Genomic DNA, 20,132 nt, shown 5'->3' on the forward strand with positions numbered 1-20,132 from the left:
CCGCCGCAGATTCCTGTGGTGTCGACGCTGACCGGCGGCCTGGTCGACCCCGAGCGGATCACGACCGCCGGCTACTGGGTGGAGCATGTGCGCCGGCCGGTCCGGTTCGCGGATGCCGTCCGCACCCTCGAAGCCCAAGGCGCCACCACCTTCGTCGAGATCGGCCCGGACGCCGTCCTGACCGCCCTGGCCCGGGAAACCTTCGAGGCCGACGCCGAGACCGCCCCCGAGGACACCTACCCACCCACGGTTCTGCCGTTGCTGCGGCGCGGCCGGTCCGAGGCCGGCACGCTCGTCCAGGGGCTCGGCCTGCTGCACGCCCGCGGCACCGCAGTGGACTGGCAAGCGTTCTACGGGGCCACCGGCGCGCGCCGCGTCGAGCTGCCCACGTACGCCTTCCGCAGCGAGCGCTACTGGCTGACCCCGACCGCCGGCGCCGCCGACGCCTCCGGCCTCGGGCTGACCCCGACCGGGCACCCGCTCCTGGGGACGGCGCTCCCGCTCGCGGGCGGCGACGGCTACGTGTTCACCAGCCGGCTGTCGGTGCGTACGCACCCCTGGCTGGAGCAGCACGGCGTGCTCGGCAACACCGTCCTGTCCGCCGCCTCGCTGGTCGAGACGGCCGTACGGGCCGGCGACGAGGCCGGGGCCGGCGTACTGGAGGAGTTGTCCCTGACCGCGCCGCTCGTCCTCTCCGTCCGGGGAGCCGTACAGCTCCAGGTCAGGGTCGGGGCGCCGGACGCCGACGGCGGACGGCCGCTGACCGTCCACGCCCGCCCCGAGGCCGGTGCGGCGCAGGGGGAGGGCCCGTGGGCCGTGTACGCGCACGGACGCCTGGGCGCCGGTGACGGGACCCCGCCGCGGGACCGCGAGGCCGGGGCCCGTACCGCCGGAACCGTCTCCGAGGTCCGGTTGCCCGCCGAACTCGCCGAGGACGCCCACCGGTTCGGGCTGCATCCCGCCCTCCTGGACGCGGTGCTGCTCGGTCACCCCTTCGGCGAGCGGGCGGGCGCGGTGACCGTGCCGGCCGAGTGGCGCGGCGTACGGCTGCACGCCACGGGCGCCACGGCCGTGCGGGCCGTCGTCACCGAGACCGGCGGGAGGACCGTCGCCGTCGAACTGACCGACGAGCACGGCCGGCCGGTCGCGACGGTCGAGGCCGTCACCTACCGGGACGTACCGGAGGAGCAGTTCGCTGCGCCCGCGGGCGGGGCGCAGGACGTCCTGCTGCGGCTGGAGTGGACGGCCGTCGGCGCCGACGGGCCCGCCGCGTTCGGGGAATCCGGAGGATCCGGGGAAGCCGCTGCCTGGGCGGTCTTGGGTGCCGACAGATACGACGACCTGGCCGCCGTCGGCAAGGCCGTCGAGGCCGGGGCGCCGATCGACACGGTGGTCGTGCCCTGGACCTCCCCGGCCGACCGCGACGCCTCCGCCGCCCTGGACGAGGCCACGGGCCGGGCCACGGCCCTGGTCCGGGACTGGCTGGCCGAGGAACGCCTCGCCGCGACCCGGCTCGTGGTGGTGACCCGCGGGGGCGCCCTCACCGGCCGGGCCGGCGCGCCGGGTGCGGCGGAGCCCGTCGACCCGGTGGCCGCGGCGGTCCGCGGGCTGCTGCGCTCCGTGCAGGCGGAGGAGGAGGCGGCCGGCCGCCTCCTCCTCGCGGACGCCGATCCCGTCGCGGCCGCCCCGTCCCCGCACCCGTCCGTCGAGCCCGGGCTCCTCACCGCCCTGCTCGCCTCCGGGGAGCCGGAGGCGGCGGTACGGGAGGGCAGGCTCCTCGTGCCGCGGCTGGTCCGCGTGACCGGTGCGGCCGCCGCGGCGCCCGCACCGGTCCTCGACGCCGAGGGCACCGTGCTCGTGACCGGAGGAACGCTGGGGAGGTTCCTGGCGCGGCACCTGGCCGCCCGGTACGGCGTGCGGCACCTGCTGTTCGTCGACCCGCAGGGCGCGGCCGGTCCCGGCGCGGCGGACCTTGCAGCCGAACTGGCCACGCTGGGTGCCGAGATGGCCTTCGCTGCCTGCGACCCGGCCGACCGCGAGGCGCTCGCCGCGGCCCTCGCCGGGATCGACGCGGAGCATCCGCTGACCGCGGTCGTCCACGCCGCCGGCGCCCACCCCGGCGCGCCGGACTCGGCCGGCCTGCGCCGCATGGCGGACGGGGCCCGGAACCTGCACGACCTCACCCGGGACACCCCGCTCGCCGTGTTCCTCACCTGCGGGTCCGCCGCGGGGACCGTACCGGAGCCGGGCAGCGGCCACCGGGCCGCGGCCGAGGCCTTCATGGACGCCCTGGCGGCGCAGCGCGCGGCCGACGGCCTGCCGGCCCTGTCGCTCGCCTGGGGCCCCTGGGAAGCACCGTCCGTCGAGGACGGAGCCGAAGCCGAAGCCGAAGCCGAAGCCGAAGCCGGAGCCGGAGCCGTAGCCGGGGCCGGGGCCGACGGCCCGGTCCGCGTCCGCGCCCGTGCCGGTTTCCGGCCCCTCGCCTCCGAGCGGGCGGCGCAGGCGTTCGACGCGGCGCTCGCCACGGCCGGGCCGCCGCAGTTGCTGGCCGCCCTGATCAGCCCGTCCGCGCTGCGGCGCGCCGAGGGAGGCGTCCCGCCGCTGCTGAGCGGTCTCGTACGGCACCCGGTGCGGCCCGTCCTGGACGCGGCCGGCCCGGACACCGCCGAGGGGACCGGCGCCGCAGCCGGAGCGCTCGTGCGCCTGCTGGCCGGACTCGACGAGGACGGGCGCCACCGGGCCGTACGCGAGCTGGTCCGCCGGGAGGTGGCGGCCGTCCTCGGCCACGGGGACCCCGCAGCCGTCGCGCTGGAACGTTCCTTCCAGGACGCGGGCTTCGACTCGATGACCGCCGTGGAGCTGCGCAACCGGCTCGGCGCGGCCACCGGGCTGAAACTGCCCGCCACCGTGGTCTTCGACCACCCTTCGCCGGCCGCGCTCATCAGGTTCGTCCTGAACCGCGCCGCCGCGGCGGCCGGTGGTCCGGCGGCGGACTCGGACCGGCCGTCCCTGCTCATCCAGCTGGACCGGCTGGAGGCGGCCGTGGCCGGACTGCGCCCGCAGGAGTCCGACCCGGACCCGGACCTGGACCTGACCGCCGTCGGCGCACGGCTGCGGACGCTCCTCGACCGGCTCGCCCCCGCCGCCGGCGCGCACGAGGCGGCACGCAAGCAGAGCCACGACACCGAGGACACCGCGAGCCGGATCGCCACCGCGTCGGCCGACGAGATCTTCGACTTCATCGACACACAGCTCGGCCGCGGGCCGGGCCGATGACGACCCACCGGAAGGAGAGCGGGCAGCGCATGTCCAAGGGGGAGCAGATGGCCAAGGACGGGGACGACATGTCCAGGGAAGAGAAGCTCGTCGCATACCTGAAGTGGGTCACCGCCGACCTGGAGAAGACCCGCCGGCGCGTCACCGAGCTGGAGGAGGGCGACCGGGAGCCCGTCGCGATCGTCGGCATGTCGTGCCGTTTCCCCGGCGCGGCGAACCCCGACGAACTGTGGCGGCTGGCCGTCGAGGAACGCGACGAGATCTCCGACTTCCCCACGGACCGCGGCTGGGACCTGGACGCCCTCTACGACCCGGACCCGGCCAAGCCCGGCAGCATCTACATACGCCAGGCCGGGTTCATCGAGTCGGCCACCCGCTTCGACGCCGCCTTCTTCGGGATCTCGCCCCGCGAGGCCCTCGCCATGGACCCCCAGCAGCGCGTCCTGCTGGAGACGGCGTGGGAGGCGCTGGAGCACGCGGGCATCGACCCGCTGTCCCTCAAGGGCAGCCGGACCGGCGTCTTCGCCGGCCTGGTGGAGCAGAGCTACCTGGACCTGGACAGCCCCGAGGAGTTCGAGGGCTACCAGATGACCAGCAAGCTCAGCAGCATGGCCTCCGGCCGGATCTCCTACGTCCTCGGCCTGGAGGGCCCGGCGGTGTCGGTCGACACCGCCTGCTCCTCCGCCCTCGTCTCGTTGCACCTGGCGGCCCAGTCGCTGCGCTCGGGCGAATCCACCCTCGCCCTGGCCGGAGCCTCGTACGTCTCCGCTCACCCCGGCGGCTACATCGACGGCTCCCGCCAGCGCGGCCTGGCCGTGGACGGCCGCTGCAAGCCGTTCTCCGCCGACGCCGACGGCATCGGCTGGTCCGAGGGCGCCGGCCTGCTCGTCCTGGAGCGGCTCTCCGACGCCGAGCGCAACGGCCACCGCGTCCTCGCCGTACTGCGGGGCAGCGCCGTCAACCAGGACGGCGCGTCCAACGGGCTGACCGCCCCCAACGGCCCCTCGCAGGAGCGCGTCATCCGACAGGCCCTGGCCAACGCCGGGCTCACCCCGGCGGAGGTGGACGCGGTCGAGGCCCACGGCACGGGCACCCGGCTGGGCGACCCCATCGAGGCACAGGCCCTGCTCGCCACCTACGGCCGGTCCCGGCCCGAGGGTCGGCCGCTGCTCGTCGGCTCCCTGAAGTCCAACATCGGCCACGCCCAGGCCGCCGCGGGCGTCGGCGGACTGGTGAAGACGGTGCAGGCCCTGCGGCACGGACTGCTGCCCCGGACCCTGCACCTGTCCGAGCCCACCCCGTTCGTGGACTGGTCGGAGGGCGACGTTGAACTGCTCACCGAGACCCGGCCGTGGCCGCAGACCGACGGCCCGCGCCGTGCGGCGGTCTCCGCCTTCGGGGCGAGCGGCACCAACGCCCACGTCATCCTGGAGCAGGCCCCGGCCCCGGAGCCCGCCGAGCGCCCCGGGCCGCAGCGGGCGGACGAGCCGTCGACGCCGCGGCCGTGGCTGCTGTCGGCCCGCTCCCTGCAGGCCCTGCGGGCCCAGGCGGCGCGGCTGGTGGACCACCTGCGCTCCGGCGGGCCGTACGCGGACGCCGCCCTGCACACCTCCGCGCACGCGGACGCGGAACCGGGCCCGGGCGCAGACCCGGACCCGGACCCGGAGCGGGCCCTGCTGGACGTCCCGTACTCCCTGGCCACCACCCGCGCCGCGCTGGAGCAGCGCGCCGTGGTCGTCGGCCGTGACCGCGCGGAGGTCCTCGCCGGACTGGACGCGCTGGCCGGCGGCGAGAGCGCCGACCACCTCGTCCAGGGCGTCGCGGGCGAGGCCGGCAAGACCGTGTTCGTCTTCCCGGGCCAGGGCAGCCAGTGGGCCGGCATGGCCGCCGGACTGCTGCAGACCTCGGAGGTCTTCGCAGCGCGCATCGCCGAGTGCGCCCAGGCCCTCGCCCCCTACGTGGACTGGTCGTTGCAGGACGTGCTGCGCGGCGCCGAGGGCGCACCGCCCCTGGACCGGCTGGACGTGGTCCAGCCCGCCCTGTTCGCCGTGCACGTCTCGCTCGCCGCGCTGTGGCGCTCGTACGGGCTCGAACCCGCGGCCGTCGTCGGGCACTCCCAGGGCGAGATCGCCGCGGCCTGCGTCGCGGGCGGGCTGACCCTGGACGACGCGGCCCGCGTGATCGCCCTGCGCAGCCGGATCGCCCTGACCCTCCAGGGGACCGGCGGGATGGGCGCCGTCGGGCTGCCGCGCGAGGAGGTCGAGGCGCGGCTGGAGAAGTGGGGCGGCAGGCTCTCCGTCGCCGTGGAGAACGGCCCCACCTCCGTCCTCGTCGCCGGGGAACGCGACGCCCTCGGGGAGTTCATCGCCGAATGCGCCGCCGACGGCGCCCGCACCAAGCGCTTCCCCACCGACTTCGCCTCCCACTCGCCCCAGGTCGAACGGGTCCGCGAGGAGATGCTGGCGGCGCTGGCCCCGGTACGGCCCCGGGCCGGCTCGGTCCCCTTCTTCTCGACCGTGACCGGCGACTGGATGGACACCGCCCGCCTCGACGCCGCCTACTGGTACGCCAACATGCGCCGCCCCGTGGAGTTCGCCCGGTCCGTACGCGCCCTCGCCGCACAGGACCACGGCACCTTCGTCGAGGTCAGCGCCCACCCGGTGCTCACCTCCTCGCTCCAGGAGAACCTCGGCGACGACGTCGTCGTCACCGGCACCCTGCGCCGCGACGAGGGCGGACTCGACCGCTTCCTCGCCTCCTGGGCGGCCGTGCAGGTGCGCGGAGCACGGATCGACCGGGCCGCCCCCTTCGCCGGCCGCGGCGCCCAGCGGGTCCAGCTGCCCACGTACGCCTTCCAGCACGAGCGCTTCTGGTACGCCTCCGGCTCCCGCGCGCGCGACGCGGCGGGCCTCGGCATGGCGGCGACCGGCCACCCGATGCTGGGCGCCGCCGTCACCCTGGCCGGAGCCGACGAGACCCTGTTCACCAGCCGGCTGTCGGCGCGCACCCACCCGTGGCTCGCCGAACACACCCTCGCCGGGGCCGCCGTGCTGCCGCCGTCGGTGCTGGTCGAGCTCGCGCTGCGGGCCGCCGACGACGTCGGCTGCACCGCCGTGGACGAACTGGACCTCCTCGCGCCGCTGGTCCTTCCCGAGCGGGGCGCGGTGCAGCTCCAGCTGAAGGTGGGACCCGCCGAGGACGGGCTGCGCCGTGCCTTCGCCGTGCACGCCCGCCCCGATGCGGGGGAGGCGGAGTGGACCGCGTACGCCACCGGAATCCTCAGCCTGCGGGGACCGGCGGCCGCCGAACCGCTGCTGCCGTGGCCGCCGGAGGGCGCGGCACCGCTGGACCCGGAGGAGGCGTACGCGGAACTCGCCGCCGCCGGCGCCGGCACGGCGTACGGGCCGCGGCTGCGCGGGCTGTCCGGCCTGTGGACCGCCGGCGGCCGCGCGGTGTACGCCGAGGTCGCGCTCGACGACGAGGCGGCGGGGGACGCGGCCCGCTTCGGCCTGCACCCGGCGCTGCTGGAGGGCGCCGTGCAGGCCGCGCTCCTCACCGGGCTCCCGGCGCTCCCCGAGGACGCCGGGTCCGGGGTCCGCCTCGCGACCCGGTGGGCCGGCATCCAGCTGCACGCCACCGGAGCAACCGCCGTTCGGGCCCGGCTGGTCGCGGCCGAAGACGGGGGGCTGTCGGTGGTGCTCGCCGACCGGACCGGCCGGCCGGTGGCGACCATCCGCTCCCTCACCTTCGCCGCGGTCGGCGCGGAGGCCCTCGAACGGGCCGGCAGCCGGACCGCCGAGGCCCTGTTCCACACCGACTGGACGCCGATCTCCCTCGACGAGCCGGCCGCCCCGCTCCACTGGGCCGCCATGGGCCCCGGCGGGTACGGTGACACCGGCGAGCTGGCCAAGGCCGTGGAGGCGGGCACCGCGGTGGACGCGGTCCGCTACGACGTCGGCGCCGACACCGCGGCCGACGTGGAGGTTGATGTCGAGGTCGAGGTCGGGGCCGATGCCGAGGCCGGAGCCGAAGCGGATGCCACCGGCCCCGCTGCCACAGGACCCGCCGCCGCCGCGCACCGGCGGACCCGGCAGGTGCTGGCCCTGGTGCAGGACTGGCTCGCCGACGAGCGCCTGGCCGGCATCCCCCTGGTCCTCACCACCCGCGGTGCGGTGCCCGCCGGCAGCCGGCCGGTGACCGACCCGGCCGCCACGGCCGTGTGGGGCCAGATCCGCTCCGCGCAGTCGGAGAACCCGGGCCGTTTCGTGCTCGTGGACCTGGACGAGGAGACGCCCTCGCAGTCCCTGGCCGCGCTGGTCCGCTCCGGCGAACCGCAGGCCGCCGTACGGGCCGGTCGCATCCTGCTGCCCCAGCTGCGCAGGCTGCCCACCGCCGCCCCCTCGCACGACCCGGCCCAGACTGCCCCGTCGCAGACAACAGCTCTCTCGGGCGCCACCGTCCCGGCTGCCCCGGCAGCCCGGCCTGCCCCCTCGGGCCGGTTCGCCCCCGGCGGCACCGTGCTCGTCACCGGCGGCACCGGCACGCTCGGCGCGCTGTTCGCCCGTCACCTGGTGACCGCGCACGGGGTGACCGACCTGCTGCTGACCAGCCGCCGCGGCCCCGACGCCCCGGGCGCCGAAGCCCTGGCGGCCGAACTCCGGGCCCTCGGCGCCCGCGTCACCGTGGCCGCGTGCGACGCCGCCGACCGCTCCGCGCTGGCCCGCGTCCTCGCGGCCGTACCCGAGGACCGGCCGCTGACCGGCGTCGTCCACGCGGCGGGCATCCTCGGCGACGGGCTGATCACCACCGTCACCCCGGACCGGCTGGAGGCGGTCCTGCGGCCGAAGATCGACGCCGCCTGGAACCTCCACGAACTGACCGAACCGGCCGAACCGGGCGGCGGCCCCGGCCTGTCGGCGTTCGTCCTGTTCTCCTCCCTCGCCGGTGCCATCGGCGGCGCGGGCCAGTCCAGTTACGCCGCCGCCAACACCTTCCTGGACGGACTCGCCGCCTACCGGGCGGCCCGGGGGCTGCCCGCCACCTCGGTCGCCTGGGGCCTGTGGGCGGACACCGCCACCACCGGCGAGCTGACCGCGGCCGACCTGGAGCGCATCGCGCGCGCCGGATACCCGCCCATAGCCACCGAGCAGGGGCTCGCGATGCTCGACGCCGCGCTCGCCTCCGACCGGCCGGCCGTGGTGGCCGCCCCGCTCGACCTGTCCGCCCTGCGCGACCAGGCCCGCCAGGCACCGGCCGTGATGCGCGCCCTGCTGCGGACGCCGGTCCGCCCCGCCGCCCGCAACTCCGGCGCGTCCGCGGACTCCTTCACCGCCGGCCTGGCCGGCCTACCGCAGGAGGAGCAGTTCGCCCGCGTCCTCGACACCGTGCGCGCCGAGGCCGGAGCGGTCCTCGGGCACGCCGACCCCGCCACCCTTCCCGTCGACCACCGCTTCACCGACCTCGGCTTCGACTCCCTCACGGGAGTGGAGTTCCGCAACCGGCTCGGCGCCCTCACCGGCCTGAGCCTGCCCACCACCCTGGTCTTCGACCACCCCACCCTCAACGCGCTCTCCGGCCACCTCCTGGCCGAGCTGACCGGGACCGGTCCGGGCGCCGGCCGCACGGACGGGCAGCCCTCCGTGGACTTCGCGGCGGAGATCCGGCTGGCCGACGACATCCGGCCCGCCGACGAGGTGTGCCGGGTGGCCGCGGACCCGCAGGAGGTGCTGCTGACCGGCGCCACCGGCTTCCTCGGCGCGTACCTCCTGCGCGACCTGATGCGGCAGACGTCCGCACGGGTCCACTGCCTGGTCCGCGGCCGTGACGCCGCCGACGCGCAGGCCAGGCTGCGGGCCAACCTCGACTGGTACGGCATCGGCGACCAGATCGACCCCGGCCGCCTCGACGTCGTCGTCGGCGACCTCGCCGAGCCTGCCCTCGGCCTGGGCGCCGACCGGTTCGACGGCCTGGCCCGCACCGTCGACGCCGTCTACCACGCCGGCGCCGCGGTCAACTGGGTCCAGCCGTACGCCACCGTACGGGCGGCCAACGTCGGCGGCACCGAGGAGATCCTGCGCCTCGCGGCCCGCCACCGCACCGTCCCCGTGCACTACGTGTCCACCCTCGGCGTCTACGTGGGCCGGGACACCGCAGGGGTGCCCCTGCGCACCACGGACCCCACCGGCCCCGGCGACACGCTGCCCACCGGCTACACCCAGAGCAAGTGGGTGGCCGAACAGCTCATCGGCCTCGCCCGCGACCGCGGCCTGCCCGTCTCCGTCTACCGGGTCGACCTCATCGCCGGCGACGCGGAGACCGGGGCCTGCCAGACGCGCGACTTCGTCTGGCTCAGCCTGAAGGGCATGCTCCAGGCCGGCGCCGTACCGGAGGAGATCCCCGTGGCCTTCCGGCTGATGCCGGTCGGATACACCAGCGCCGCCATCCTGGACATCTCCCGGCAGGACCGGGCCGCCTCGGGCACGTTCCACGTGTGCAGCCACAGCGGCCTGACCCTCGCCGCCATGGTCGAGGAGCTGCGCGGCTTCGGCTACGCCCTGCCCGTACGGGACCGGGACACCTGGCGCGAGCTGGTCACCGGCGACCCCGACAACGCGCTCCTGCCGCTCCTCGACGCCTTCGAGGTCATGGCGGACCGCCCCGACACCTTCTACCCGCCCGTCGACGACAGCGAGACGGCCGCGGCCCTGCAGCACAGCGGCATCACCTGCCCGCCCGCCGACCGCGCACTGTTCCGCAAGCACGTCGAGTTCTTCGTCCGGGCGGGCTGGTTCCCCCGCCCCGACGCGGCGTGACCGCCACGAGACCGCGAAAGGCCCCGCCATGCGTACCGACGCCCCGACCGGCGCTCCGACGAACGCTCCGACGAAAGCCCCGGCCAGCGCCCCGACCGGCGCCTGGATCCGGCGCTTCCACCCGGCCCCCGAGGCCGCGAAGCGGCTGGTCCTGATGCCCCACGCCGGAGGCTCCGCCAGCTTCTTCTTCCCCACCTCCCGGGCCCTCGCGCCCGCGGTCGACGTCCTCGCCGTGCAGTACCCCGGTCGGCAGGACCGCCGCGGCGAAGCCTGCGTCGACGACCTCGACACCCTGGCCGACCTGGTCACCGCCGAACTGCTGCCGTGGACCGACCGGCCGCTCGCCCTCTTCGGGCACAGCCTCGGCGCCGCGCTCGCCTTCGAGGTGGCCCGCAGGCTGGAGGAGCACGGCACCGTACCGCTGACCCTGTTCGTCTCCGGCCGCCGCTCGCCCGGCGACCGGCGCGGGGAGGCGGTGCACCTGCTCGACGACGACGCCCTGCTCGCCGCCGTGAAGGAGCTCGGCGGCACCGAACTCCCCCCACCGGACGAGGAGCTGCTCCGGCTGGCGCTGCCCTCGCTGCGCAGCGACTACAAGGCGGTGGAGACGTACGTACCGCGCCCGGGGCCCCCGCTGCGGACCCCGGTGGTCGCCCTGACCGGTGACAAGGACCCCAAGGTCACCCCCGCGGAGGCCGCCCGCTGGGCGCAGTACACCACCGCCCCCTTCACGGTGCGGGTCTTCGACGGCGGCCACTTCTACCTCGTCCGGCAGCCCGCCCGGGTGCTGGAGGTCCTGCGGGAGACCCTCGCCTGACGCGGCACCGCCCCGACCACCCCAGCCGACCCGCCCCACACATCGCGCCCCACACATCCCACCCCATCCACGCACCGCATCCTGCGAAAGGACCGTCCCGTGTCCGAACTGCTCCAGGCCGTCGTCGCCGGCGCCGCCCCCCAGGAACTGCTCGCCCTCGACCTGCCGTCGAGCTACAGGGCGGCCTACCTGGTCAAGGACGAGGTCGACATGTTCGAGGGCGTGCGCGACAAGGACGTCCGCAAGTCCCTGCACATCGGCGAGATGCCCATGCCCGAGCCGGCCCCCGACGAGTGCATCGTCGCCGTCATGTCGGCCGCCATCAACTTCAACACCGTCTGGTCGGCGATCTTCGAGCCGGTCCCCACCTTCGCCTTTCTGGAGAAGCTGGGCCGGCAGGGCCCCCACGGCGCCCGCCACGACCTGCCGCTGCACCAGCTCGGCTCGGACGCCTCCGGCGTGATCGTGCGCGTCGGCACCGGAGTGAAGAACTGGAAGGTCGGCGACAAGGTGGTGGTCTCGCCGTCCTACGTCGACGAGGAGGACCACACCTCCTACGACGACGGCATGCTGAGCGAGACCCAGCTCGCCTGGGGCTTCGAGACGAACTACGGCGCACTCGGCGAGTACTGCCTGGTCAAGGCCAACCAGCTGATCCGCAAGCCGCGCCACCTCAGCTGGGAGGAGGCCGCCTCCAGCACCCTGTGCGCCGCGACCGCCTACCGCATGCTGGTGGGCAGCCACGGCGCCCGCATGAAGCAGGGCGACGTCGTCCTCGTCTGGGGCGGCACCGGCGGCCTCGGCTCGTACGCCGTCCAGTTCGTCAAGAACGGCGGCGGCATCCCCGTCGCGGTGGTCGGCTCGGAGGAGAAGGCCCGGCTGGTCCGCGCCCAGGGCTGCGAGCACGTCATCAACCGCTCCGAACTGGACCTGCCCGAGGACGGCTTCCGCCACCCCAAGGCCGGCCGCGTCCTCGGCGAGGCCATCCGCTCGCTGGTCGGCGAGGACCCGCAGATCGTCTTCGAGTACCTGGGGGCCGAGACCTTCGGCACGTCCGTGTACGTCGCCAAGCGCGGCGGCCGGATCGTCACCTGCGGATCGTCGACCGGCTACAAGCACCAGTACGACAACCGGTTCCTGTGGATGCGGCTCAAGCAGATCATCGGCTCGCACGGCTTCAACTACCACGAGGCCGTCCAGACCAACCGGCTGATCGGCCTGGGGATGATCCACCCGACCCTGTCGAAGGTCTACCCCCTGGCCGAAGCCGCCGAGGCCACCCGGGCCGTGCAGACCAACCAGCACGTCGGCAAGGTCGCCGTCCTGTGCGCGGCCCCGTCCGAGAACATGGGCGTGGACGACCCCGAACTCCGCGCCCGGATCGGCGAGGAAGGCCTCGGCCTCTACCGCCGCTGGGCGCAGGGCGGGAAGACCGCGTCCTGACGACGCACCGAAGGCCCCGGCCCGGGCCCGCGCCCGGGCCGGGAGCCTCCCAGGTCCCTCACGAAGCACCGCTCGGGCCGCCACCCCGACAGTCCGGAACCAGCCGTTCCCGCGACACCGGGAGTTGGCGCGGACGCAACGCCGGAGCCCTAGGTTCCTCGGCGCTGCCCCCCGCTCCACCCCTGCCCCGGCCCGGTCGGGGCGTCCCCCTCTTCGAGGAGTGACCGTGGAACGACGTACCTTCCTGCGCGGCGCCGTCGTCGGCACCTCCGCCGCCGCCTTCGGCGGCACGCTGATGCGCGGAGCCGCCTACGCCGCCCCCGCCCAGCCCGGCCCCGGCCCGTACGGGGCGCTGGGCGCGGCCGACGCGAACGGCATCATGCTGCCCGCCGGCTTCACCAGCCGCGTGATCGCCCGCTCCGGCCTCACCGTCGCCGGCACCTCGTACACCTGGCACGACGCCCCCGACGGCGGCGCCTGTTTCGCGGACGGCACCGGCTGGATCTACGTCTCCAACTCCGAGATCAACCCCTCGGGCGGCGCCAGCGCGGTCCGCCTGAACTCCTCCGGAACCGTGACCGCCGCGTACCGGATCCTCTCCGGCACGCGCCAGAACTGCGCGGGCGGCAAGACCCCCTGGAACACCTGGCTCTCCTGCGAGGAGGTCAGCCTCGGCTTCGTCTACGAGACCGACCCGTGGGGCATCAACGCGGCCGTGCAGCGGCCCGCGCTCGGCAGGTTCAAGCACGAGGCGGCCGCCGCCGACCCGGTCCGCCAGGCCATCTACCTCACCGAGGACGAGACGAACGGCTGCTTCTACCGCTTCCTGCCCACCACCTGGGGCAACCTCGCCTCCGGCACCCTCCAGGTGATGGTCGCCGGCTCCGGCACCTCCGGATCCTTCAGCTGGCAGAACGTACCCGACCCCGACGGCTCGCCCACCGCCACCCGCAGCCAGGTCTCCGGCGCCAAGCACTTCAACGGCGGCGAGGGCTGCCACTACGCGGCCGACACCGTCTGGTTCACCACCAAGGGCGACAACCGCGTCTGGCAGCTCAACCTCGCGAGCAGCACGTACGAGCTGGCCTACGACGACTCGCTCGTGGTCGGCGGCAGCGCCCCGCTGACGGGCGTGGACAACGTGACCGGCTCCTCCTTCGGCGACCTCTACGTCGCCGAGGACGGCGGCAACATGGAGATCTGCCTGATCACCCCGGACGACGTGGTCGCGCCGTTCCTGCGGATCAACGGGCAGTCCTCCTCCGAGATCACCGGCCCGGCGTTCTCCCCGGCCGGCGACCGGCTGTACTTCTCCAGCCAGCGCGGCACCACCGGCAGCTCCTCGGGCGGCATCACGTACGAGGTGACGGGCCCCTTCCGCATCTGACCCACCGGCGTACGCGGGCCGCGGCGGCCCCGACGGGAGGTGTCCCGCCGGGGCCGCCCGGGCGGCGGGGCCAAAGCCAGGGGAGGTCAGAGCCAGGGGATCTCGTCCGCAGCGTAGCGGTAGGCCCGGAAGACCGAGTTCTGGGCGCCGCGGGAGGACTCCAGCCCGACCCCCGCCCCGAACGAGCCGAACTCGGGTACCACGTACTCCCACACCACATCGCCCCCGGCAGTCACCTCGAACAGCCGGCCGAAGCTGCCCTCGGCTATGAACGTGTTGCCGTTCGGCAGCCGCTGCGCGCTCGACATGTACGGGCTGTAGAAGTTCTGCGGCGGGTTGTCCTCGTACGCCCACACCTCCTTGCCCGTCACCGGCTCGACCTCCACCACCCGCGAGTACGGCACCGAGGTGGTGTCCCGGTAGGTGCCGTTGTCGAAGACGAGGATGTTGCCGTTGCCCAGCTCGTGCGGGTAGTGCTGCTGGGAGTGCACCTCGGGGCCGAGCCGCCAGCGCACCGAGCCGTCGGCGCGGTCCACGGCCACCGTGGTGGAGGCGCTGCGGAAGCCCACCACGACACCGCCGTCCGCGAGTTCGTTGACGGTGTTCGCCATCGGCCAGTGCTCACGGGCGAAATGCGGGTTCAGCGGCACCTCGGCCGGGTCGAGGTGCTCGATGGCGGCCCACCGCCACACCACCTCCCCGTTCCAGGTCAGTTCGTACACCACGTCCCCGTGGATCACGCCGCCCGCCGCCTCCGAGCCCGGGATGCCGCCCTGGATGCGGGCCGCGTCGGAGGGGTCGAGGGGCTCCACGCCGAGCAGCAGCAGGTTGCCGTTGCGCAGCAGGGAGGCGTCGTGGTGGTGGAAGGGGTGGCGGACCTCGCGCAGCACCGTGCCGTCCCGGGCGATCTCCTGGAAAATTCCGCCGTGGTAGACGTCCCAGATCGGGAACAGGGACGGGCCGGAGGTGTCCTTGCCCTGGTAGAAGAGGTTGCCGTTCGGCAGGAGCCGCGCGTGCCGGCCCGGCGGGTGCGGCGAGCTCCAGGAGTGCACGAGGCGGCCCTCGATGTCCACGAGCCGGACCTCGCCGGGCCCGGCGATCGGGGTGTAGAGGGTGTAGCCGCCGTAGCTGCGCTCCGGGTCGTGGGCGCGCAGTCCGACGCCGCGGCGGCGCAGGGTGTTCTGGTCGACGGTGCTCATGGTGATCTCCGTTCGGGGTTCAGTCGAGGGTGACGGCGGCCGGGTCCACGGCCTTCAGGGGAGCGGGGTTCAGGTGCCCGCGCAGGGCCGCGGCATCGGCGGGGCCGGGCAGCTGCTGGGCGGCTTTGGCCCAGCCGGCCACCTCCGCCAGCTGCGCGGTGAGCTCGGGCGTGAGCGAGGCCCCGTAGGCGTAGCGGGGCTGGAAGGCCTCCACGTAGCCGGCCTGGAGCGAGCCGTGGGCCTGCGCGAGGATCGCGCTACGGGCCCCGGCAGGGTCCGCGGCCATGTCGCGCTGGGCGCGCACCAGCGCGCGCAGCACGGCGGTGGTCGCCGCCTCGTCGGCGGACGGCCCGGCGACGAGGAGGGTGTGTGCGGTGTACCCGGTGAAGGGCACCTCGGCGTATCGCTCGCCGAGCGCGCTGCGGGCCGCGTCGTAGAAGCTCGGGAAGGTGACCCCGGCGTCGACGTCCCCTCGGGCCAGGGCCGCGGGCACCTGGCCGGGGGAGAGGTTGACCACGGTGACGTCGGAGGCGCCCAGCCCCGCCGAGCCGAGCATCCGCGACAGCGCGAACTCCACGTTGGTGCCCTGCGGAACGCCCACCTTCCGCCCCTTCAGCGCGGCGAAGCCCGTGACGCCGCGGTCGGTGCGGGTGAGCAGCCGCCAGTCGGAGAACCGGGACAGGTCGGCCACGATGCGGATGCTGCGCCCACCGAGCGCGGCGGTGACCGCGGGCAGGTCGCCCACCACCCCGAGCTGCGCCTGCCCGCCCAGCACGGCGTTCAGCGCGTCCCGCCCGGTGGCCAGGGAGGTCACCTTGGCCTGCAGGCCCTCGGCGGCCCACAGCCCCCGCTCCTGCGCGAGGTGGACGGGGGCGCCCCCCAGGTAGTCGCCGGCGGCGATCCCGACCGGCGCTGCCCGGCCGGCTCCCCCGGCTGCTCCGCCTCCCGTTGCGGAACCGGAGCCGGCGCAGCCGGCGGCGAGGGCGGTCAGCAGGGCCGCCACCAGGGCGACGGCGACCGCGCGGGGTCTGGACATCGTGAAGGATTCCTCTCTAGCCATGGACGGCCTCCGGCTCGGTCAGCCGGGTGGCGATCAGCTCCCGCAGCGCGGGGTCGGGCGGTCCCGCAGGCACCGGGTGGTCGGCCAGGACCCGGCCGGGGGCACCGCCGAGCACCACCACCCGCTCGGCCAGCGCCAGGGCCTCGTCGATGTCGTGGGTGACGAACAGCACGGTCAGCCCGGTACGCCGCCACAGCCGGCGCAGCAGCTCCTGCATCCGGGCCCGGGTCAGCGCGTCCAGCGCCCCGAACGGCTCGTCCAGCAGCAGCACTTCGGGCTCGGCGGCCAGCGCCCGGGCCAGCGCCACCCGCTGCTGCATCCCGCCGGACAGCTGGCCGGGGTACTTCTCGGCGCCGTCCGCCAGACCGACCTCGGCGAGCGCGGCCAGCGCCCGCCGGCGCCGCTCCGCCCGCGGCAGCCCCAGCCGCTTGAGGGCGAACTCGACGTTGCCTCGGGCCGTGCGCCAGGGGAACAGCGCGTAGTGCTGGAAGACCACGCCCCGGTCCGGCCCCGGACCGGTCACCGGCTCCCCGGCCACGGCGACCCGCCCGGCGACCGGCCGCACGAACCCGGCGACCGCACCCAGCAGCGTCGACTTGCCGCACCCGCTCGGCCCCAGCAGCGCCGTGAACGAGCCCGCGCCCAGCTCCAGGTCCACCCCCTCCAGCGCAGGGAACGCCCCGCCCCGCCCCCGCACCCCGGCCCCGCCGTGCGCGACCGTCAGGCCCTCGACCCGCACGCCCCGGCTCACAACTCGCTCCAGTGCGCGAAGCGGCGGCCCGCGGCGGCGAGGACGAGGTCCACGGCCACCCCGAGCAGACCGAGGACCAGCAGCCCCGCGAACATCCGGTCCACCCGCAGGAACTGCCCGTCCACCTGGAGCCGGTACGCCAACCCGCTGTCCGCACCGCCCAGTTCCGCGGCCACCAGCGCCAGCAGCGCCACCGAGGCCCCGTACCGCAGGGCGGCGAGCAGCGCCGGTGCGGCCGCGGGCAGCAGGACCTCGGTGAACCGCCGGTGCAGCGGCGCGCCCAGCGTGCGGGCCGCCCGCAGATGCGTCACCGGTACCCGCGACACCCCGTCATGGACGTACAGCCAGACGGCGAGCAGCACGGCGTACGCGATCAGCAGCCGCTTCGCGGTCTCCCCGATCCCGAACCAGGCCGTGGCCAGCGGGACGAGGGCGATCGCCGGGATCGGCCGCAGGAAGGAGACGACCGGGGTGACGGCGGCGGATAGCCACGGCAGGTACCCGGTGGCGAAGCCCAGCGCCGAGCCGGCCAGCGCCCCCAGGGCGAAGCCCTGCCCTGCCCGGCCCAGGCTGGCGCCGAGGTCCGCGGCGAGGGTTCCGCTGCGCGCCCCGTCGGCCAGGGCCGCCAGGGTCTCGCCCGGCGTGGGCAGCAGTCCGGGCGCCGCGACACCGGCGGGGCCCGCCGCGTACCAGGCGGCGAGCACGGCGGCGGCCGCGACGAGGGCCGGACCGACCCGGCCGAGGGCGGCCCGGCCGGGCGGGGAAGGGATGGCGTGCACGGGGAACTCCTCGTTTCGATAAGTGAGGTCAATAATTGACCACGCTTATGAACGGTGTGTTGCAGCAGTGCGAAAGCTGCAGCGGCCTTCCGGCCCGCCCACCTGCATCGGGTACGTTCACCTCCGTGTCTCGATCCGAACCCACCCCAGAAGCGGTCGAGGTCGGGCGGGTGATCCGCGCCTGCCGCAAGCGCAGCGGTGTCTCCATGCAGGTCCTGGCCTCCCGTTCCGGCCTCTCGCAGCCCTTCCTCAGCCAGCTGGAGCGCGGCCTCACCACCCCGAGCCTGAGCTCCATCTACCGCATCGCCGAGGCCCTCGGTGTCACCCCGGGAACCTTCCTGCGCCCGCCGGGCCGGCCGGGCGCCGTCAGCCACGAGAGCGACCCCCAGGTGATCCGGGTCAGCGAGGCCGCAGGCCAGGTCGCCCACGTCTTGATCCCCGGCGGCAGCAGCGGCCTGATGGAGGCGTACGAGCACCACTTCGAGCCGGGACGGGGAGAGCGGGGCTGGTTCCAGCACCCCGGGGAGGACTTCCTCTACGTGCTGGAGGGCGAGGTCGTCCTCGAGGTGGAGGGGGAGGAGCCCCTGACCTTGCGGGCGGGGCAGAGCGCCCACCACCGGGGCGACCTGCCGCACCGCTGCCGTCTCGCCGGCCCGGCCCCCGCCCGCACCCTGCTGGTCACCGCGAGCGGCTGAGCCGCCGCCGGGCTGTCTGGAACCGGCCCGGCTGGGTAGGCGCTGCTTGCCCTGGACGGGTGGTTCCCCGGAACGGAGGGGACCGGGAAGTCGGGAAGACGGGAGAGGTGAGACCCGTGACGGTCGACATGGCACAGCTGGTGGGATACAAGGTCGAGGCCTCCGACGGATCCATCGGGAAGATCGACAAGCACACCGACTACGTCGGGCGCCAGTACATCGTCGTGGACACCGGCCCGTGGATCTTCGGGCGGCACGTCATGGTCCCGGCGTCCCTGGTGACCGGGGTGGACGAGGAGAGCGAGACCGTCTACCTGGCCGCCACCCGGGAGCAGGTGAAGGACTCACCCGAGTTCGAGAGCGGCCAATACGACGACGTGGCGCTCATCCAGCTCATCGAGAAGCACTACGCGAACCCCCACATGTGAGCCCCACCCGGCCGCTCAGGCGAGGCCGGGGACGCCGGTGAGCCGGGAGGCCCACGCGGCCAGGTCGCCCGCTGCCTCGGCGGACGAGCCCGCCCACGCTATGTAGCCGTCGGGCCGGATCAGGAACAGCCCGCGGCCGTAGCTCTCGTAGGCGCCTATCCGGGCCGTGCGCAGGTGCGGCAGCGGCGGCAGCCGCTCCGGCAGGTCGGTATCGACGGCGAGCAGGGTGAAGTGCGGGCCTCGGAAGAGGTCGAACAGCCGCAGGCCGTCGCGGCGGCCGTCGGGCGCGCGGTCGCCCGCGGCCAGGGCCTCCTCCGGCAGGTCGGACCGGGTCTCGCAGGTGAGCGGCGACTCCCGCAGGTGGATGCCGAGCTGGCGGGTGGCGGCGCCGCGGCGGGCCTCGCCGCGGTGGATCCGCGTCGACAGGCCGAGCATGGCGGCCGCCTGCGGCAGGCGCTCCTCCTCGTACGTGTCGAGCAGGGCCTCCGGTGCACCGTCCCGCAGGACGGCAGCCAGCTTCCAGCCCAGGTTGTAGGCGTCCTGGATGCTGGTGTTGAGCCCCTGCCCGCCGGCCGGCGAGTGGATGTGGGCCGCGTCCCCGGCCAGGAACACCCGGCCCTCGCGGAACCGGTCGGCGAGGGCCGCGCTGACGGTGAAGTCCGAGGCCCAGCGCACCTCCAGGACCTCCTCCGCCGGTATGTGGGTGAGCTCCGCGACCAGCGATCGGACATCCTCCTCCGTCAGCTCGGGACGGGCCTGCGGATACTGGGCGACGAACTGGAACTCCCGGGTCTGCGGCAGCGGGCACGCCGCGGCGAAGCCCCGGCTGCCGTCCTCGGCCGGCGGGAAGATGTGCCAGTGGTCCCGGTCGAGGGAGTCGATGACCACATCGGCCACCACCATCGGCGTGGTGTCGATGCGCTCCCCGGACATCGTGATCCCGGCGAGTCGGCGCACCGTGGACCGGCCGCCGTCGGCCGCCACCGCGTACCGCGCCCGGACCGTCGTGCTCCCCCCGCCGCTCCGCGCGAGCACGGCCTCGACGTACTCCCCGCCCTGCGTGAGGCCGGTCAGCTCACAACCGAACCGCACCCCGCCGCCCAGCTCGCGCAGGCGCGCCAGCAGGATCTCCTGCGTACGCCACTGGGGCAGCATCCACGGTCCCGCGTACGGCTCCTGCTCGGTGGGCTCGGTCTCCTCGAACATCCGGTGCTCGCCCAGCCGGACCCCGTCCTTCCAGGCCATCCCGACCGGGGTGGCGCCGCCGTGGCGCAGGACCTCCTCCAGCACCCCCAGGTCGTCGAGGACCTCCAGGGTCCGCGGCTGGATTCCCTTGCCGCGGGAGCCCGCGAAGAGGCCCGGCGAGCGCTCCACCACCAGCGGCTGCACCCCGCGGCGCGCGAGGTCGCAGGCCAGCGCCAGGCCGGTCGGCCCCGCACCCACGATCAGCACGTCCCACACATCCGGCCCGTCCACCGCAGCCAT

The 20,132-nt window shown here is 75.1% G+C and carries 12 protein-coding genes; 7 read left to right on the forward strand and 5 right to left on the reverse strand.

The window, feature by feature from the left end:
* Positions 1-18: 18 nt before the first annotated feature.
* The 5 genes from AB0F11_RS28360 (at position 19) to AB0F11_RS28380 (ending at position 13,735) form a co-directional block, all read left to right on the forward strand.
* Complete coding sequence (locus AB0F11_RS28360) at positions 19-3,276, forward strand: KR domain-containing protein (RefSeq protein WP_362179457.1); 3,258 nt, start codon at positions 19-21, stop codon at positions 3,274-3,276.
* Positions 3,277-3,305: 29 nt separating this feature from the next.
* Positions 3,306-10,088 carry a thioester reductase domain-containing protein gene (locus AB0F11_RS28365; RefSeq protein ID WP_362179460.1) on the forward strand — a complete coding sequence of 2,261 codons (6,783 nt, stop codon included), beginning with the start codon at positions 3,306-3,308 and terminating at the stop codon, positions 10,086-10,088.
* 28 nt (positions 10,089-10,116) lie between these two features.
* Complete coding sequence (locus AB0F11_RS28370) at positions 10,117-10,905, forward strand: alpha/beta fold hydrolase (protein ID WP_362179463.1); 789 nt, start codon at positions 10,117-10,119, stop codon at positions 10,903-10,905.
* Between the two features lie 99 nt (positions 10,906-11,004).
* A complete protein-coding gene (gene ccrA, locus AB0F11_RS28375) occupies positions 11,005-12,348 on the forward strand; it encodes a crotonyl-CoA carboxylase/reductase (protein ID WP_362179466.1) in 1,344 nt (447 codons plus the stop codon).
* 226 nt (positions 12,349-12,574) lie between these two features.
* Positions 12,575-13,735, forward strand: coding sequence for an alkaline phosphatase PhoX (locus AB0F11_RS28380; protein ID WP_362179469.1), 1,161 nt, complete (start codon positions 12,575-12,577; stop codon positions 13,733-13,735).
* Between the two features lie 86 nt (positions 13,736-13,821).
* Here the strand turns inward: AB0F11_RS28380 and AB0F11_RS28385 are convergent, their stop codons facing one another.
* From AB0F11_RS28385 to AB0F11_RS28400, 4 genes are read right to left on the reverse strand one after another with little or no spacing between them, the layout of a single operon-like run.
* Positions 13,822-14,934, reverse strand: coding sequence for an aryl-sulfate sulfotransferase (locus AB0F11_RS28385; RefSeq protein WP_362179472.1), 1,113 nt, complete (start codon positions 14,932-14,934; stop codon positions 13,822-13,824).
* A 19-nt stretch (positions 14,935-14,953) separates the two neighbouring features.
* Positions 14,954-15,970, reverse strand: a complete 1,017-nt coding sequence (locus AB0F11_RS28390; protein WP_362179474.1) for an NrtA/SsuA/CpmA family ABC transporter substrate-binding protein — start codon at positions 15,968-15,970, stop codon at positions 14,954-14,956.
* Positions 15,971-15,986: 16 nt separating this feature from the next.
* Positions 15,987-16,745: an ABC transporter ATP-binding protein gene (locus AB0F11_RS28395; protein WP_362179476.1), complete on the reverse strand. Its 759-nt coding sequence runs from the start codon at positions 16,743-16,745 to the stop codon at positions 15,987-15,989.
* Positions 16,742-17,524, reverse strand: a complete 783-nt coding sequence (locus AB0F11_RS28400; protein ID WP_362179478.1) for an ABC transporter permease subunit — start codon at positions 17,522-17,524, stop codon at positions 16,742-16,744. Before AB0F11_RS28400 ends, AB0F11_RS28395 begins: the two co-directional genes overlap by 4 nt.
* Before the next feature lie 125 nt (positions 17,525-17,649).
* Between AB0F11_RS28400 and AB0F11_RS28405 the strand changes: the two genes are divergently transcribed.
* Together AB0F11_RS28405 and AB0F11_RS28410 are read left to right on the forward strand one after the other, a co-directional pair.
* Positions 17,650-18,219, forward strand: coding sequence for an XRE family transcriptional regulator (locus AB0F11_RS28405; RefSeq protein ID WP_362179481.1), 570 nt, complete (start codon positions 17,650-17,652; stop codon positions 18,217-18,219).
* A 116-nt stretch (positions 18,220-18,335) separates the two neighbouring features.
* A complete protein-coding gene (locus AB0F11_RS28410; RefSeq protein ID WP_362179484.1) occupies positions 18,336-18,647 on the forward strand; it encodes a PRC-barrel domain containing protein in 312 nt (103 codons plus the stop codon).
* Between the two features lie 15 nt (positions 18,648-18,662).
* Here the strand turns inward: AB0F11_RS28410 and AB0F11_RS28415 are convergent, their stop codons facing one another.
* Positions 18,663-20,132 carry an FAD-dependent monooxygenase gene (locus tag AB0F11_RS28415; protein ID WP_362179539.1) on the reverse strand — a complete coding sequence of 490 codons (1,470 nt, stop codon included), beginning with the start codon at positions 20,130-20,132 and terminating at the stop codon, positions 18,663-18,665.

It is taken from the genome of Streptomyces sp. NPDC032472, assembly GCF_040636955.1.
Taxonomy (GTDB): Bacteria; Actinomycetota; Actinomycetes; order Streptomycetales; family Streptomycetaceae; genus Streptomyces.